General features: G+C 74.4%; 11 protein-coding genes and 1 riboswitch. Of the genes, 5 read left to right on the top strand and 6 right to left on the bottom strand.

Features of this window, described 5'->3' with window-relative positions; all coding sequences use genetic code 11:
- Positions 1-21: 21 nt before the first annotated feature.
- The 3 genes from DER29_RS25155 to DER29_RS25165 all read right to left on the bottom strand — a co-directional run bounded on the left by DER29_RS25155 (position 22) and on the right by DER29_RS25165 (position 3391).
- On the bottom strand, positions 22-1041 hold the full coding sequence (locus tag DER29_RS25155; RefSeq protein ID WP_121400072.1) for a GNAT family N-acetyltransferase: 1020 nt from the start codon (positions 1039-1041) through the stop codon (positions 22-24).
- A gap of 371 nt (positions 1042-1412) precedes the next feature.
- Positions 1413-2699, bottom strand: coding sequence for a threonine synthase (thrC, locus tag DER29_RS25160; protein WP_121400073.1), 1287 nt, complete (start codon positions 2697-2699; stop codon positions 1413-1415).
- A 10-nt stretch (positions 2700-2709) separates the two neighbouring features.
- A riboswitch (SAM riboswitch) is annotated at positions 2710-2845 on the bottom strand.
- Positions 2846-2962: 117 nt separating this feature from the next.
- Positions 2963-3391 (bottom strand): DoxX family protein, encoded by a 429-nt coding sequence (locus DER29_RS25165; RefSeq protein WP_121400074.1) that lies wholly within the window; start codon positions 3389-3391, stop codon positions 2963-2965.
- Positions 3392-3565: 174 nt separating this feature from the next.
- On the opposite strand from DER29_RS25165, the gene DER29_RS25170 reads away from it, so the two are divergent.
- Positions 3566-4411, top strand: coding sequence for a hypothetical protein (locus DER29_RS25170; RefSeq protein ID WP_121400075.1), 846 nt, complete (start codon positions 3566-3568; stop codon positions 4409-4411).
- Here the strand turns inward: DER29_RS25170 and DER29_RS25175 are convergent.
- Positions 4339-5262: a hypothetical protein gene (locus tag DER29_RS25175; protein WP_121400076.1), complete on the bottom strand. Its 924-nt coding sequence runs from the start codon at positions 5260-5262 to the stop codon at positions 4339-4341. The two genes, DER29_RS25170 and DER29_RS25175, sit on opposite strands and share 73 nt — an antisense overlap.
- An 813-nt stretch (positions 5263-6075) precedes the next feature.
- Here DER29_RS25175 and DER29_RS35565 point away from each other — a divergent pair.
- On the top strand, positions 6076-6636 hold the full coding sequence (locus DER29_RS35565; protein ID WP_255421074.1) for a DUF4232 domain-containing protein: 561 nt from the start codon (positions 6076-6078) through the stop codon (positions 6634-6636).
- 43 nt (positions 6637-6679) lie between these two features.
- Here DER29_RS35565 and DER29_RS25185 read toward each other — a convergent pair whose 3' ends face one another.
- Both DER29_RS25185 and DER29_RS25190 read right to left on the bottom strand, forming a co-directional pair.
- Positions 6680-7552: an ABC transporter permease gene (locus DER29_RS25185; RefSeq protein WP_121400078.1), complete on the bottom strand. Its 873-nt coding sequence runs from the start codon at positions 7550-7552 to the stop codon at positions 6680-6682.
- The gene (locus tag DER29_RS25190; protein ID WP_121400079.1) at positions 7552-10419 is read right to left on the bottom strand and encodes an alpha/beta fold hydrolase; all 2868 of its coding nucleotides are present in this window, start codon (positions 10417-10419) and stop codon (positions 7552-7554) included. The genes DER29_RS25185 and DER29_RS25190 overlap by 1 nt, the downstream gene beginning before the upstream one ends.
- Before the next feature lie 362 nt (positions 10420-10781).
- On the opposite strand from DER29_RS25190, the gene DER29_RS25195 reads away from it, so the two are divergent.
- The 3 genes from DER29_RS25195 (at position 10782) to DER29_RS35575 (ending at position 13500) form a co-directional block, all read left to right on the top strand.
- Positions 10782-11966 (top strand): hypothetical protein, encoded by a 1185-nt coding sequence (locus DER29_RS25195; RefSeq protein WP_121400080.1) that lies wholly within the window; start codon positions 10782-10784, stop codon positions 11964-11966.
- Entirely contained in the window at positions 11953-12987 is a 1035-nt protein-coding gene (locus tag DER29_RS35570; protein ID WP_233600130.1) for a nitrate- and nitrite sensing domain-containing protein, read from the top strand. Before DER29_RS25195 ends, DER29_RS35570 begins: the two co-directional genes overlap by 14 nt.
- A 333-nt stretch (positions 12988-13320) precedes the next feature.
- A complete protein-coding gene (locus DER29_RS35575; protein WP_233600131.1) occupies positions 13321-13500 on the top strand; it encodes a hypothetical protein in 180 nt (59 codons plus the stop codon).
- Positions 13501-14171 lie beyond the last annotated feature (671 nt).

Genomic DNA, 14171 nt, shown 5'->3' on the forward strand with positions numbered 1-14171 from the left:
TCAGTAGGGCCGTGTCACAACTCAGATGGTGAGCTGCCAGTCGGTCCAACCGTCGACGGGGCGGAACCCGAGCTGCTCGTTGATCCGCACCATGTGGGCGTTCTCGGCCGCGTTGAAGGTGTCGATCGCGCGTACCGCCGGCTCGTGGGCCAGCAGGTGGCGCAGGTTCTCGACCTTCGTGAGCAGGCCGAGCCGGTGGCCGCGGTGCTCCGGGTCGACGATGGTGATCTGCTGGAACGCGTGCCAGTCGACCGACGGCCCCACGTCGAGCAGGGTCCAGGCGACCACCCGGCCGGACGCCTCGTGGCGCACCGCCGTGTGGTAGCGCCGCCGCCCCCGCGCCCGCAGTGCCCGCTCGATGCCGCGGACCCGTTCGACGTCGATCCGCTCCGGCTCCCACTCCACGTCGCCCAGGGGCGCGTCGGCCATCAGCCGGCCGTCGAGGTAGGCGATGTCGGCGACGTACTCCTCGGGCGTGTTCCCCTGCCAGCGCAGAAGGCGGTAGCCGGCGGCCCGACCCCGGGCCTCGGCCGAGGCGGCGGCCAGACCGTCCTGGTCGAGCCGGGTGGTGTCGAGCCGGCGGCGGACCTCCGCCAGCGCGGGCCGGGCGCCGGTCGACGCGGCGAAGGCGGCGGCGGCCCCGGAGCGGGCCGGGCCGCCGGGCAGCGCGGAGACCGCCATCGCCAGCACCCGCTTGCGGCCCCGCTCCCGCAGCAGGCGTACGCCGTGCTCGTGCAGCGCGCGCCCGACGCCGCGACGCCGGCACTTTGGGTGCACGATCACCTCGGCCGTGGCGTTCTCGGTGTTGTCGAGCTGCGGCAGGTCCAGCGCGAGGTAGCCGGCCGGCACGCCGTCGAGCCGCGCCAACGCCCAGAGCGGCTCGTTGCCCGGCAACGGGTGCCGGATCGCCGCCTCGAAGCGCCGCCGGCAGAAGGGCGGGAAGTCCGGCACGTCGACGTCGTTGGCCGCCGCGCCGATCCGGTACGCCTCGTCGATCGCGGCCTGGTCGGCGGCGTCGAGCGGCGCGATCGCGATGCTCATCGACCGAGGGTGCGCCACACGACGACGATCGGGCCAGCGAATTAACCGCTGACCCGATCGGAAGTTGGTCGGGAGGGACGCTCGCACAACGCCTCCGGCGTTGGGTCGCAAGAACTGAAAGTCTCCGGCGAAACGCCCTCCCGCACGGAGCATCTTGCGCCGTCCGGTTCCTGCCGTCAAGTCCTTGTCGGCGCGTTTTCCGCACTCACAGCGAAAACCCAGTTACCCCCCGGATCCCCCACCCCCACCCCCACCCCCACCCCCGGCCCTCGGGCGTCGATCATGAGGTTGGCGGCGAAGTCGATCGCGAACAGTGCCGCCAACCTCATGATCGACGCGGAGAACCGCGCGCGGCCAGGGTGGGCGGAGAGTCAGCCGAGGAGGCCGGCGTCGCGGGCGGCGCGCAGGGAGGGCTTGATGCGGTGGGTGGGGCCGACCTCGCCGGCCACCGCGTCGAGGGTCTTGAGGCCCTCGCCGGTGTTGAAGACGACGGTCTCCGCGGTCGGGTCGAGGCGGCCGGACTCGACCAGCTTGCGCAGTACGGCCACGGTCACCCCGCCGGCGGTCTCGGCGAAGACGCCGGTGGTCCGGGCCAGCAGCCGGATGCCGGCGCGGATCTCGTCGTCGTCGACGTACTCCATCCAGCCCCCGGTGCGGCGCACCGCCTCCAGCGCGTAGACGCCGGCTGCCGGGTCGCCGATGTTGAGGGACTTGGCGATGCCGGTCGGCTTGACGGGCGTGATGGTGTCGGTGTCGGCGTGCAGGGCGGTGGCGATGGGGTTGCAGCCGGCCGACTGCGCGCCGAACACCTTCCAGCCGCCGGCCGGCGCCTCGACCAGGCCGATCTCCACCAGCTCGGCGAACGCCTTGTCGATCTTGGTGAGCAGCTCGCCGGAGGCCATCGGGATCACCACCTGCGCGGGGATCCGCCAGCCGAGCTGCTCGGCGACCTCGTAGCCGAGCGTCTTCGAGCCCTCGGCGTAGTAGGGGCGCACGTTGACGTTGACGAAGGCGGTGTCCTCGAACTCGTCCGTCTCCACCAGCTCGCCGCAGAGGCGGTTCACGTCGTCGTACGAGCCGTCGATGGCGACCAGTTCGCCGCCGTAGACGGCGGTGGTGACGACCTTGCCCTGCTCGAGGTCGCCGGGGATGAAGACCACCGACGGCGCGCCGGCCCGGGCGGCGTGCGCGGCGACCGAGTTGGCCAGGTTGCCGGTGGACGCGCAGGCGTAGCGGCTGAAGCCGAGCGCACGGGCGGCGGTCAGCGCCACCGAGACCACCCGGTCCTTGAACGAGTGGGTCGGGTTGGCGCTGTCGTCCTTGACCCAGAGCGGGGCGGTGATGCCCAGCTCGGCGGCTAGGTGCGGGGCGGCCACCAGCGGGGTGAAGCCCGGGTCGAGGGTGACGCGGGTGGCCGGGTCCTGGCCGGCGGGCAGCAGCGCCGCGTACCGCCAGATGTTCTGCGGGCCCGCCTCGATCTGCTCCCGGGTGACCGTCGCCAGCGCGGCGGCGTCGTAGTCGACCTCCAGCGGGCCGAAACACTCGTAGCAGGCGTGCTGGGCGGCGAGCGGGTAGCGGGCCGAACAGGCGCGGCAGACCAGGGCGCGGGCGGGGCTGGCGGCGGTGTCGATGCCGGAGGGGGCGAACGTCGACGTCATGTCGAGGGTCCTCTCATCTTTCCCCGCATCGCACCCTGCGGCGGGGACGGAATTGGCACCTGCCCCGCCGGTCGCTCTGCGGTGAGCGCGCGGGGTGGTTGCCGGGGCGTCGTCGGGCCGTATCCCTCAGCCCCTCTGGATGAGGTATGCAGTTGTGCCGTCGAGTCTAAGCACCGACGCCGCCCGGATCGACGGGAGATCCCAAGCTGTGAGCGATCCCGCAGCGGCCGTCGGGCGGGCGGACCTTCCTCGACGGTACGGATTCAGGCGGTCACCGAGCGGGAGCCGGCGGGGCGACGGGCGCGCAGCGCGGTGTCGACCGCCCACGCGCCGGGGCCGAACACGGCGATCAGCAGGAACGACCAGCAGAACAGGACGGCCAGCTCACCGCCGTTGCGCAGCGGAAGCAGCGCGTCGGGCTGGTGCACCACGAAGTACGCGTAGGCCATCGAGCCGGACGCCAGCAGGGCAGCCGCCCGGGTCAACAGCCCGACGAGCACCAGCCCGCCGCAGACCGCCTGGATCAGCGCGGCCCACCACCCCGGCCACTCGCCGAGCGGGACCGCCTCGCCGGTGCCACGGCTGCCACCGAGCACCCCGAGCAGCGAGGCCAGGCCGTGACAGAGGAAGAGCAGGCCGACGACGGCGCGGAACAGGGACAGGGCCGGGCCACCGATCCGGTCAGCGAACATCAGGGCACCTCCGGGCAGGACGACGGGACGACACCAGAATGCCGCCGGACATTTGGCGGTGTCGATTCAATCCCCCTCCTTGGGAACGCTCCCACGGCCGGCCGACACACCGTCCACAGAGGTGCTGGCGCGGGACCGTTACGGTGCGGGCACATCGACGGAAAGGAACGCGCGATGCGTCGCAAGCTCGTCCCGGTGGTGGCGCTCTCCATGGCCTGCCTGCTGGCGCTCACCACCGCCTGCTCCACCGGCAACCGCAAGAAGCGGAACCGGTCCGCCGACCGGCCCGCCGGCACCGCCGCGAAGCGCGACGACGTCGACACCATCCCGGCGACCACCCGGGCGACCCCGACCCCCCGCCGCACCGGCGACCGGCTCACCTGCCTCGAGCTGCGCGACACCCGGGTCGGCAGCAGGAAGGTCCGCTACCGGAAGTACGCCGCCCCGATCCGCCTCACGGACGGCCGGTGGGCCGACCGGGACGGCACGACGGTGGAGTTGCAGAGGCCGTGCGCCGTCGGCGACCTGGACGGCGACGGCGCGGGCGACGCGATCGGCGTGGTCATGCTCGACGGCGGCGGCACCGGCCGCTTCTTCACCCTCGCCGCCTGGCGCAACGTTGACGGTGAACCGGACTACCAGGCCCAGGTCGACCTCGGCGACCGTACGCCGGTGGAGAGCGTCAGCGTGCGCGACGGCAGGGCGACGGTGGTCTACCTGACCCGGCCGGCGGACGGCCCGACGGCGGAGCTGAGCATCCGGCGCACCGCCGTCTACCAGCTCAGGGGCACGACGCTGGCCGAGCTGAGCCACACCGACGCCCGGGTGACCGGGGCGTCCGGCGACGGGGGCACCGCCGACGCCCCGGGCGCGGGGGCACGGTCCCCGACGCCGACTCCCCCACCCGCAAGCGCAAGTCCCGCTCCCGCTGACCTCCCCGTGCCGCCTCAGTCCGGGACCGGTCGGTGGACTGGTGGCCTCGGCAGCCGCACGCTCCCGGTGGCCGGGCAGTTCTGCTGACTCACCTCGCCGAGGCAGCCCCACCCCGAGGTCGGCACGCGCTCGAAGTACTGCACGGGCTGCGACGGGACCGCCTCGGTGGTGAACGTGCCGGTGCCGCTCGGGATGCGCTGCTCGTGGGAACCGGTCGTGTCGGTGTACGAGGCGACGATGTGCCACTCGCAGGTGTGGGTGGACACCTCCGGCTGGATGCGGAACGCCATGTTCGACTGACCGTTGCCCAGCTCGACGACGTTGCGACGGAAGTACAGCTGGCCCTCCTGCGGCTCGCCCTCGTCGAGGACGTACGGGCCGTGCGGTTTGTCCGTCGGCCCGCCGGTCAGGTCCCACAGCAGGCCCTGCCGGGACTCGGCACCCGCCGGGGGGATGACGACGACGGTCTGCGCGGTGGGTGCGCGGCACGAGTCCTTGACGGCGGTCATGTTGTTGATCGTGAGTCCGGTGGCGCGGTCGCTGTTGAGGTTCAGGTCGAACGTCTGGGCATCGCCGCGATTCTCGTTACCGTCCTCGAAGGGCGCCACATAGGACGGATCCTCGACGATCCGGCCGCCGAGCGGCTTCATGAACTCCCACACCCGCGACGCGTCGCCGTTCAGGGCGGTCAGGGTGGCCTGCTCGCCCTCGGTCAGCGGCCGGTCGAGCAGCACGGTGAAGGCCTCGGGCAGGTACTGGTCGTAGTCGAGGGGAGTGACGGTGGACACGAACGCGGACTGCTCCCGGTCGACCGCCTGCTGAGCCTGCCTGTCCGAGCGGGCCCGATCGGTGGCCGTCGACCGGTCCAGGAGAAGGTTGGCGTGGTAGGCGAACAGCACGCCGACCACGACGACGACGGCGGCGACGGTCGCGTACACCGCACGCTGCTTCGGCGGAAGCCCGCGAAACCCGGGCAGGCGTTCATCCGCCAGCACGGCCCAGGCCTTCGCGCCGGGCGACGGCCCGGACGGCTGCGCCGCTGACGGTACGGGCGGGGACACCGACGACGACTCAGCCGGCGGCACGGGCGGAGACACCGACGCCGGCCCACCCGGCGGCACGGGCGGAGACGTGGACGACGGCTCAGCCGGCGGCACGGGCGGGGACGCGGACGACGACTCGGCCGGCGGCTCAGGGGGCGGCACGGCGGGAGGAGTGGCCATACCCGATTCTCACTCACCGGCACCACTCCCTCACCGAGAGCGTCCGGACGATGTCCGGCCAGGAGCGCCGCACCCGCCGCCACCTCGCCCGGGTGCTCCAAACCGGGTGATGTCGTAGGCGATTCAGTTCGACAGGAACCGCAGGGGTGACCCGCTCCGGCCGGTCGCACCGACGGGGCAGCTCGACAGGGCCCACCGAACCTCCACCATGCCGGTGCCTGCGGACCTCCACCGAGCGGGTGTCTGTGGACCTCCACCGGGCGGGTGTCTGCGGATCGGTGGCGCGCCGGCCGGTGCGATGATCGGGCGATGGCACTCCCCGCACGCCGACCCGCACGTTGGCTCGCGGACCGACCCGCACCGGGCTCTCGCGGCGGCGTTCCAGGTCCGGCACGGACGGTCGGGCTCGCGATCGCCGGCCTCGTCCTGCTCGGCGCCTGTGCGCCGGCGACCGACCCGTCGTCGGCCGACCCGCCATCGGCCGACCTGCCGGCGGCCGATCCGGCGCCGACCACGATGCCCGGCACGATGCCGACAGCGTCCGCGTCGGCGACGGCGTTCTGGGCCACTCCCAGTACCGAGTGCCCGGCATCCGGCGTCCGGATCAGTTCGCCGGGCACCAGCGCCGCGATGGGTCTGCGCGCGCTCGGCCTGGAACTGGTCAACTGCGGCACGAAGCCCTACCGGCTCGACGGCTATCCCGTGCTGCGCCTCTTCGACGGCGACGGCGACCCCATACCGGTCCGGGTGGTCGACGGGGCCAAGGAGATCACGTCGGGCTTCGACGACCCGCCCCGGCCGTTGACCCTGCGGCCCGGCGAGCGGGCTGGCGCCGCCGTGCTCTGGCGCAACCTGGTCACCGATTCGACGGTCGTCGCCACCAACGGCGAGCGCCTGGAGGTCGCGCCCGCCGTGGGCGTGCCCGCGCAGGTCGTCGGCCTGGACGGGCCCATCGACCTCGGCAACACGGGCCGGATCGGCGTCAGCGCCTGGAAGAAGAGGGCGCCCGACCCGGCGCCGACGCCGACCCGGCCGGACAGCCCGGTGCCGAGCAGGTCGGCGCCGGGCAGCCCCGTGCCGCTGCCGTGAGGCGTCCAGCGCCGCACAGCGACACGCGGCCGACCCCGGCGCCTCAGCTGGTGACGTCCTTGCGGGTGAAGCGCCAGAAGGCGAGCCCCCAGAACAGCGTCGCGTAGCTGATCGCCGAGATCGCGCCGCGTACCACGTCGTCGGTCTGCACCGGCGTCGACAGCAGGCCCAGCCAGGCCGTGCTGTAGTGCGTCGGCAGGAACGCCCGCAGCGCGCCCAGGGCGGTGATCTGGTCGAGGATGCTGGAGAGGATCCAGAGCAGCACCGCGCCGCCGACCGCGCCCAGCGCGGCGTCCGTCACCACCGACAGCAGGAACGCCAGGCCGGCCACCACCAGGAGTACGACCGCCAGGTAGCCGAGCACGCCCAGCAGCCGCAGCAGCCCCTCGCCCGGTTCGAGCTGGGCCGCCACGGTGCTGCGCAACGGCTCCCAGCCGTAGCGCAGCGTGCCGATCAGCAGGGCGGTGCCGGCGAGCAGCAGCAGCGCCAGGGCCGAGTAGACGAGCGCGACGACCAGCTTCACCGTCAGCAGGCGGGCCCGGGGCACCGGCACCGCCAGCAGGTAGCGCAGGCTGCCCCAGCTCGCCTCGCTGGCCACCGTGTCCCCGCAGAACAGCGCCACCACCACGACCATCAGGAACGACGCCGAGACGAAGATGGTGAAGAGCGTGAAGTTCAGCCCGCCCGACGTGGCGAACTCCACCAGGCTGCCGAACTCCCCCCGCCCGTTGTCGTCGTCGTCGCCCGTGTCGAACTGGAACGCGATCAGGATGATCAACGGCAGCAGCACCATGAACCCGAGCGCGAGCTGCGTACGCCGCCGGGAGGCCTGCCGCCGGAACTCGGCGCCGAACGGCAGGGTCGCCGAGGGCCGGTAGCCGGCCGCCGCCCCCGCCGCTTGTGACGTGCCCGCCATCACCGGTCCCCGCTTCCCCGAGAGTTCTCGCCCACCAGGGCGAGGAACGCGTCCTCCAGGCGGCGCCGCGGCACCACCCGGTCCACCCCGATGCCGGCCCGGACCAGCTCGGCGACCACCTCGCTGCGGGCGGTGCCGTTGGTGTCCACCACGAGCTGCCCCTCGCCGTCGGGAAGCACCCGCACCCCGTCCAGGCCGTCCAGCACCGCCCGGGCGGCCTCCGGGTCGGTCACGTCGAAGAGCACGCTGGGCGACTCGCCGACGATCTCCTCGACCGGGCCTGAGGCGACGATGCGGCCCTTGTTCACCACCACGGCGTGCGTACAGGTCTGCTCCACCTCGGCGAGCAGGTGGCTGGAGACCAGCACCGCCCGTCCGTCGGTGGCGTAGCGCTGGAGCACCCGGCGCATCTCCGCGATCTGCGGCGGGTCGAGCCCGTCGGTGGGCTCGTCGAGCACCAGCAGCTCGGGCAGGCCCAGCATCGCCTGCGCGATGGCGAGGCGCTGTTTCATGCCGTGGCTGTAGTTCTTGATCCGCCGGTGCACGGAGTCGCCCAGGCCGGCGATCTCCAAGGCCTCCTCGAAGTGCGCGTCCTCGGCCGGCCGCCCGGTGGCCCGCCAGTACGCCTTCAGGTTCGCAAGCCCCGACAGGTGCGGCAGGAAGCCCGGCCCCTCGACCAGCGCGCCGATCCGGGACAGCACCGGCGACCCGGGCACCAACCGGTGCCCGAAGACGTAGATCTCGCCGGCGGTGGGCTGGGTCAGCCCCATCAGCACCCGCAGCGTGGTGGTCTTGCCCGCGCCGTTCGGGCCGAGCAGGCCGACGACCTGACCGGGGTGCACCTCGAAGTCCACGTTCGAGACGGCGACGAAGCCGTCCGCGTACTCCTTGCGGAGCTGCCGCACGGCCAGCGGGACGCCCGCGTACGCCGGGTGCACGGAACTGTCCTGGCGGCGGTGCCGGCGGCGGACCACGGCGACGACCACGACGAGCCCGACCACGATCGCGGCCACCAGCCCGACCAGCACCCAGCGCCAGACGACGGCGGCGGTGGGGATCGGGTCGCCGGCGACGGTCGGCAGGCTGACCGTGCTTCCGCCGGCCGAGACGGTGTGCACGGCCGGCTCGACGGGAGTGGCGTACGCCTGGTCGGAGGTCGCCACCACCACGCGCAGCCGGTGCCCGGCCTCGAGGCGCCGGACGATCGCCGGCAGGGTGACGGTGACCGGCCGCGCCGCGTCGATCGTCGGCGGCAGGCCGGTGAGCCGGACCGGGGCGACCAGGCCGTTGGGCAGGGTGGCCGCGCCGTTGGGGTCGACGTCGTAGAGCTTGACGAAGAGCACGGCCTCGCCAGTCGGCGACGCCGCCCGCACGTCGACCGTCGGGGCGCCGACGACGTCCACCGCCTCGGCCAGCGGCTCCGACTCGAACCGGGCGTGCTGGCCCGGGATGTCCCCGGCCACGCCGCCGAGCAGCGACGACAACTCACCGGCGAAGGGCACCGAGGAGATGGCGGCCGGGTTGCGCGACGGCGGGTTGGCCACGGGCTGGGCGGGGCCGGCCACCGGCACGTCCCGGCGGGCCGTGCCGGCGACGCCGGGGTAGTCGGCGTAGCGGTAGCCGGTGGCCACCAGTCCCCGGTCGAGGGCGTCGAAGCCGGCGATGCGGGACCAGGTGAAGTCGTCGCCCGGTGCCTCGCCCTCGCCCTTGACGTAGTGGTCGAGCCACTGCACGGTCAGGAACTTCACGCGGTCCGAGTCGGTCTTCGGACCCTCGCCGCCGTCGTGCCCGCCGGTGAACCAGGCCACCCGGACGGGCGTGCCGGCGGCGGCGATGCCGCGCGCGTTGGCGTCCGCCTCGCCGAGCGGGAAGAGGGTGTCCGCCTCGCCCTGCACCAGCAGGGTCGGCGCCTTGATCCGGTCGAGCACCCCGGCCGGGCTGGAGCGGCGCAGCAGGTCCACGGCGGCCTGGTCGGCCCTACCGGTGGTGGCGATCCGCAGGTACGCGGCGCAGATGTCGGCGGCGAACCGGCCGCAGGCCGGGTCGGCGGCCCCGGCGGGGGCGCGCCCCGGTCCGGTGCCCGGACCGGCGCCCGGCCCCGGGCTGGGCGGGCCGGCGGAGGCGGGCGCCCCCTCGGGCTGGGCGGCGCTGGTCCCGGAGAGCCCGGCCGGCCCGGAGCCGACGTTGCCGCCGCCGCCGAAGAAGAGGCCGGCCCAGCCGGACTTGAACACGCCCTCGGTGGGCTCCTTGCCCGTGCTCTCCGGCAGGAAGGAGCGGGACAGGTCGTTCCAGGTGATCATCGGCACGATCGCGTCGACGCGCTGGTCCTGCGCCGCGAGCAGCAGCGCCAGGCCGCCGCCGTACGAGCCGCCGACGACGCCGACCTTCGGGTCCCCGGCCGCGTCGGTGCGGATCTCGGGCCGGGCGGCGAGCCAGTCCAGCAGACGTTCGGCGTCCCGGACCTCGTAGTCCGGGTGGTCCAGGTGGATCTGCCCGCCGCTGCGGCCGAAGCCCCGCGCGGTCCAGGTGAGCACCGCGTAGCCGCGTCCGGCGAACTCCTCGGCGTCGGCGCGGACGGACTCCTTGGTGCCGCCGAAGCCGTGCGCCAGCAGCACCGCCGGCACCTTGTTCGCCGCCGAGGCGTCCTCCGGCAGGTAGAAGGTGGTGTCCAGGTCGACGGGCTCGTTCCCGGCCGGCCCGGAGCGGACGTTCACGAACGCCGCCTCGGTGCGGACGGCCGGCTCCTGCGGCAGGACGGCCCAGGTCACGGCGGCGGCGAGCAGCACCACGACCACCGTCGCGGCGACGGCGCGTCGGCGGGTGGGCAGGGCACGCCGGATCCACGCGGCCGACAACGGCGATCTCATTCGGCACACGGTACGGCCCGGATCCTGAGCGTTGGCTGAGATCCTCCGTACGTTCGTCCGGCTGATCCGATCGGCGTCGCACCGGCGCGGTCCAGACCGTCCCACCGAGATGAATTCGGATCACGTGAATTCCGATGTTCGTCGGAAATCCTCTCCGATCCATCCTTGTCACTCTCTGCCCCGGCACGCACGGTGCCCGACGGGTGACCCAACGGCTACTTCGGGCTTCATGACGCAAAGCTGACCGTCCGGCGGCCGGAACGGCCCCCGCTGGTCGGTTAGTTTTCCGGTCCGGTGCACGGGACTTCACCGTCGACCCCCGACACCCCACCGATCCCGTGCTCCCGCCGGAGGAGACAGACATGACCGTCCCCGCACCGCCGGCCCCCCGGCGGCCCACCACGGTGGGCCGCGTACTGCCGCTGCTGCTCCTCGTCGCCCTGCTCGCGCCGATGGCCCTGCTCTTCGTCCAGACCTGGCAGCTCACGGCCGATGACCGGGACCTGGCCGGGCGGGAACGGCTGGGCGTGGAGTACCTGCGCGCCCTCGCCCCGGTCACCCACGCCCTGGTCGACGCCCAGTCCGCCGCCGTCGCCGCCCGGCCCGTCACCAGCGAGGCGCTGACCCGCGCGGTCGAGGCCGCCGCCTCCGTCGACGCGCGGATCGGCGACGAGTTGCGCACCCAGGAACGCTGGGCGGGCCTGCGGGCCAGGATCGAGGCGCTGGGCGCCCGCGGCCCCGCCGACCCGGAGGCGGCCTTCACCGCGTACGGCGAGGCCACCGACCTGCTGCTGGCCCTGCACGGCAAGGTCCGGGAGACGTCCGGGCTCGTCCGCGACCCCCGACCGGACTCCTTCTTCCTCCAGCACGCGACCCGGGACCTGCCCGAGACGGTGGTGGCGACCGGACGGCTGGCCGACCTGGCCGTGCTCGCCGCCCGCCGGCCCGCCGCTGACCGGAACCGCACCGCCGTCGAGATCGCCGCCCTCCGGGTGGGCGTCCTCACCCCGGCCGGCGACCTGGTCACCGACCTGCGGGCCGCCGTGGACAGCTCGGAGAGCGCCGACCTCGGCCCGAGCGTGCTGAACCCGCTCGACACCTACCAGCGGGCCGTCGAGGCGTTGGCGGCCCACTCCGCGCCGGCCGGTCGCGACGCCGAGACCGACCAGGCGCGGATCGCCGGCGCCCGGCACAACGCGCAGACCGCCGCCGAGCAGCTCCAGCCCGTCATCCTGGACGAACTCGACGCGCTGCTCGCCGGACGCTCCCGCGACCTGGACCGGGACCGTTGGCTGACCGTGGCGGCCGGGGTGCTGGCCGTCCTGCTGTGGGCGGCGCTGGGCGCGGTGTGGCTCGCCGCCGTCCGGCGGGCCTCCGGGCGCGCGGCACAGGCCCGGCGGGAGCGGTACGGCGCCGACGCCCCGCCGGAGGACACGCCGTGGCAGCCGGGCGCCGCCCGGGGTACGGAACCGCGTCAGCTCCAGCCCGCGGGTTCGGCCCGCGAGCCCGGGAGCGCGCAGTGGGGGACCTTCGATGCTGCTCGCTAGGCTCCGCATCCGGGGCAAGCTCGCGCTGCTCGTGGTCATCCCGCTGCTGAGCATGGTGGCGCTGGCCGTGCCGGCGGTGCTCGACCGCGTGGCTGCCGCGCAACGGGCCGGCGAGATCGCCGACCGGGTCCGCGTCGCCAGCCGGATCGGCAGCCTCGTGCAGGACCTGCAACAGGAGCGCGTCCTCTCGGTCGGGCTGCTGCTCGGCCGGGTCACCCGCAGCGAGCTGATGCAGAAGACCGCCGGCGTGGACGATCGGGTCGCCGACCTGCGGGCCGCCCCGGCAGGCCTGCTGCCGCCGGAGGTGACCGAGGCCCTGCACGGCGTACGCGGGCTGACCGACCTGCGTGCCGCGGTGCTCGCCGGCACCGCCAGCCCGGACCAGATCATGGCCGCGTACGGGCCGGTCAGCACGGGACTGATCGACGCGCTGCGGCTGCCGTTCGGGGTGGACACCGACACGGCGGCCGGGCGGCAGGTGCTGGCCCTGGACGGGTTGCTCCGCGTCGACGAGGCGATGGGCGCCTGCGCCACCCTCATCGTGCTCGTCAAGGCCACCGGCTCGCCCCGGGCGAGCGCCTCGTACGTCGCCTGCATGGCGGGGCTGCGGGCGGACAACCAGGGGTTCCGCAGCCTGATCACGCCGGAGCAGCTGAAGCTGGTGACGCTCAACGACGCGGCCGTGGCCGCCCGGACCAGCGCGGACTTCCTCACCAGGAGCGCGCTGGACCCGGCCGGCGCGACCAGGGACATCCCGTTGGACGCGCTCTTCCCGTCGGTCCGCTCGATGATCACCTTCGGGCAGTTCATCGAGAAGAAGCTCGTCGCCGACGTCATCGCCGAGGTGAGCGGGCAGCAACGCCGGGCGCTGACCGAGGCGTACCTGGTGGGCGGGATCGTCACCCTGATCCTCGCCCTGGTGGTGCTGCTCAGCGCGGCCGTCGCCCGGACGGTGGCCCGGCCGCTGACCGGCTCACCCGCTCCGCCGACCGGGTGGCCCGGGTCGCCGAGGCGGAGCTGACCCGAGTCGCCGACGACGAGACCGAGGGCGCCGCGCCGGTACGCCTCGACCCCGTCGACGTGCGCGCCCGCGACGAGATCGGCGACCTGGCCCGCGCGTTCGACCGGGTGCAGAGCACCGCCGCCCGGCTCGTGGAACGGCAGGTCGCCGGCCGGCGCAACGTGGCCCAGATGTTCGGGCCACGTCGGCCGCCGTACGCAGAACCTCGTCGGCCGGCAGATCGCGCTGATCGACCGGCTGGAGCGGCAGGAGACCGACCCCGGCCGACTGGAGCACCTGTACCGGCTCGACCACATCTCCAGCCGGCTGCGCCGCAACGCCGGCAGCCTGGTGGTGCTCTCCGGCTCGGCCGGCGCCGACCCCCACGTGGCGCCGGTGCCGCTCGGGGACGTGGTCCGGCTGGCGCTCGGCGAGATCGAGGACTACACCCGGGTCGACGTCGCAGGTCCCGCCCGGCGTGTCGGTGGCGCCCGGCACCGGTCGGCGACCTCGTCCTGGCGCTGGCCGAGCTGATGGAGAACGCGACGGTCTTCTTCCCCGCCGCACACCCGGGTCACCGTGGGCGGTGAGCCGACCGGCTCCGGCGCCCGGCTGACCGTGGTGGACCGGGGCATCGGCATGGCCCGGAATCGGCTGTTCTGAGGGAGAACGCCCGACTCACCCGGCGGGAGCGGCTTCGATCTCGCGCCCGACCGAGGGTGCTGGGGGCTCTTCGTGGTGGGTCGGGCTGCCCGCCCGGCACGGCCTGGGAGGTGCGGCCTGACGCCGACCGCCCCGGGGGCGGGGGTGACCGCGCACCTGGACGTCCGGAGACGTCGCTGGCTGGTCCACCGCGCCGAGCGGGCCGGCGTGACCCGGTGGCCCCGGCCGCCGTACCCGCCCGCGACCGGCGCCCGACCGACGCGCCGGAGGCCGCCCGGCCCCGCGCGGCGGCCGGCGCGGCCCGGCCGGGTCCGACGCGGCGGTCGGCGCGGCCCCGGAGGCTACGCCGTCCGGGTTCGACGCGGCGCTGCTGAGCCGCGCCACCCGCAGCCTGGAGTCCGGCGCCTCCTGGGACGCGTTCAGCTCCGGTGGCGAGCCGGCCGGCGTCGAGCTGCGGGCACCGGCCGGCACCGGGCCACCCGCACCGGCCGCAGCCGCTCCTCGGGGCGTCCGGCAGCGGGTGCCCGGCGCCAGCCTGCCCC

This window comes from Micromonospora sp. M71_S20 (assembly GCF_003664255.1).
Classification (GTDB): Bacteria; Actinomycetota; Actinomycetes; order Mycobacteriales; family Micromonosporaceae; genus Micromonospora.

What these genes read in the sequence shown, in the direction of transcription:
- DER29_RS25190 (WP_121400079.1), bottom strand. Translation starts at nt 10,419, where the DNA reads ATGAGATCGCCGTTGTCGGCCGCGTGGATCCGGCGTGCCCTGCCCACC.
- DER29_RS35570 (WP_233600130.1), top strand. Translation starts at nt 11,953, where the DNA reads ATGCTGCTCGCTAGGCTCCGCATCCGGGGCAAGCTCGCGCTGCTCGTG.
- DER29_RS25155 (WP_121400072.1), bottom strand. Translation starts at nt 1,041, where the DNA reads ATGAGCATCGCGATCGCGCCGCTCGACGCCGCCGACCAGGCCGCGATC.
- DER29_RS25165 (WP_121400074.1), bottom strand. Translation starts at nt 3,391, where the DNA reads ATGTTCGCTGACCGGATCGGTGGCCCGGCCCTGTCCCTGTTCCGCGCC.
- DER29_RS25195 (WP_121400080.1), top strand. Translation starts at nt 10,782, where the DNA reads ATGACCGTCCCCGCACCGCCGGCCCCCCGGCGGCCCACCACGGTGGGC.
- DER29_RS25170 (WP_121400075.1), top strand. Translation starts at nt 3,566, where the DNA reads ATGCGTCGCAAGCTCGTCCCGGTGGTGGCGCTCTCCATGGCCTGCCTG.
- DER29_RS25185 (WP_121400078.1), bottom strand. Translation starts at nt 7,552, where the DNA reads ATGGCGGGCACGTCACAAGCGGCGGGGGCGGCGGCCGGCTACCGGCCC.
- DER29_RS35565 (WP_255421074.1), top strand. Translation starts at nt 6,076, where the DNA reads ATGCCGACAGCGTCCGCGTCGGCGACGGCGTTCTGGGCCACTCCCAGT.
- thrC (WP_121400073.1), bottom strand. Translation starts at nt 2,699, where the DNA reads ATGACGTCGACGTTCGCCCCCTCCGGCATCGACACCGCCGCCAGCCCC.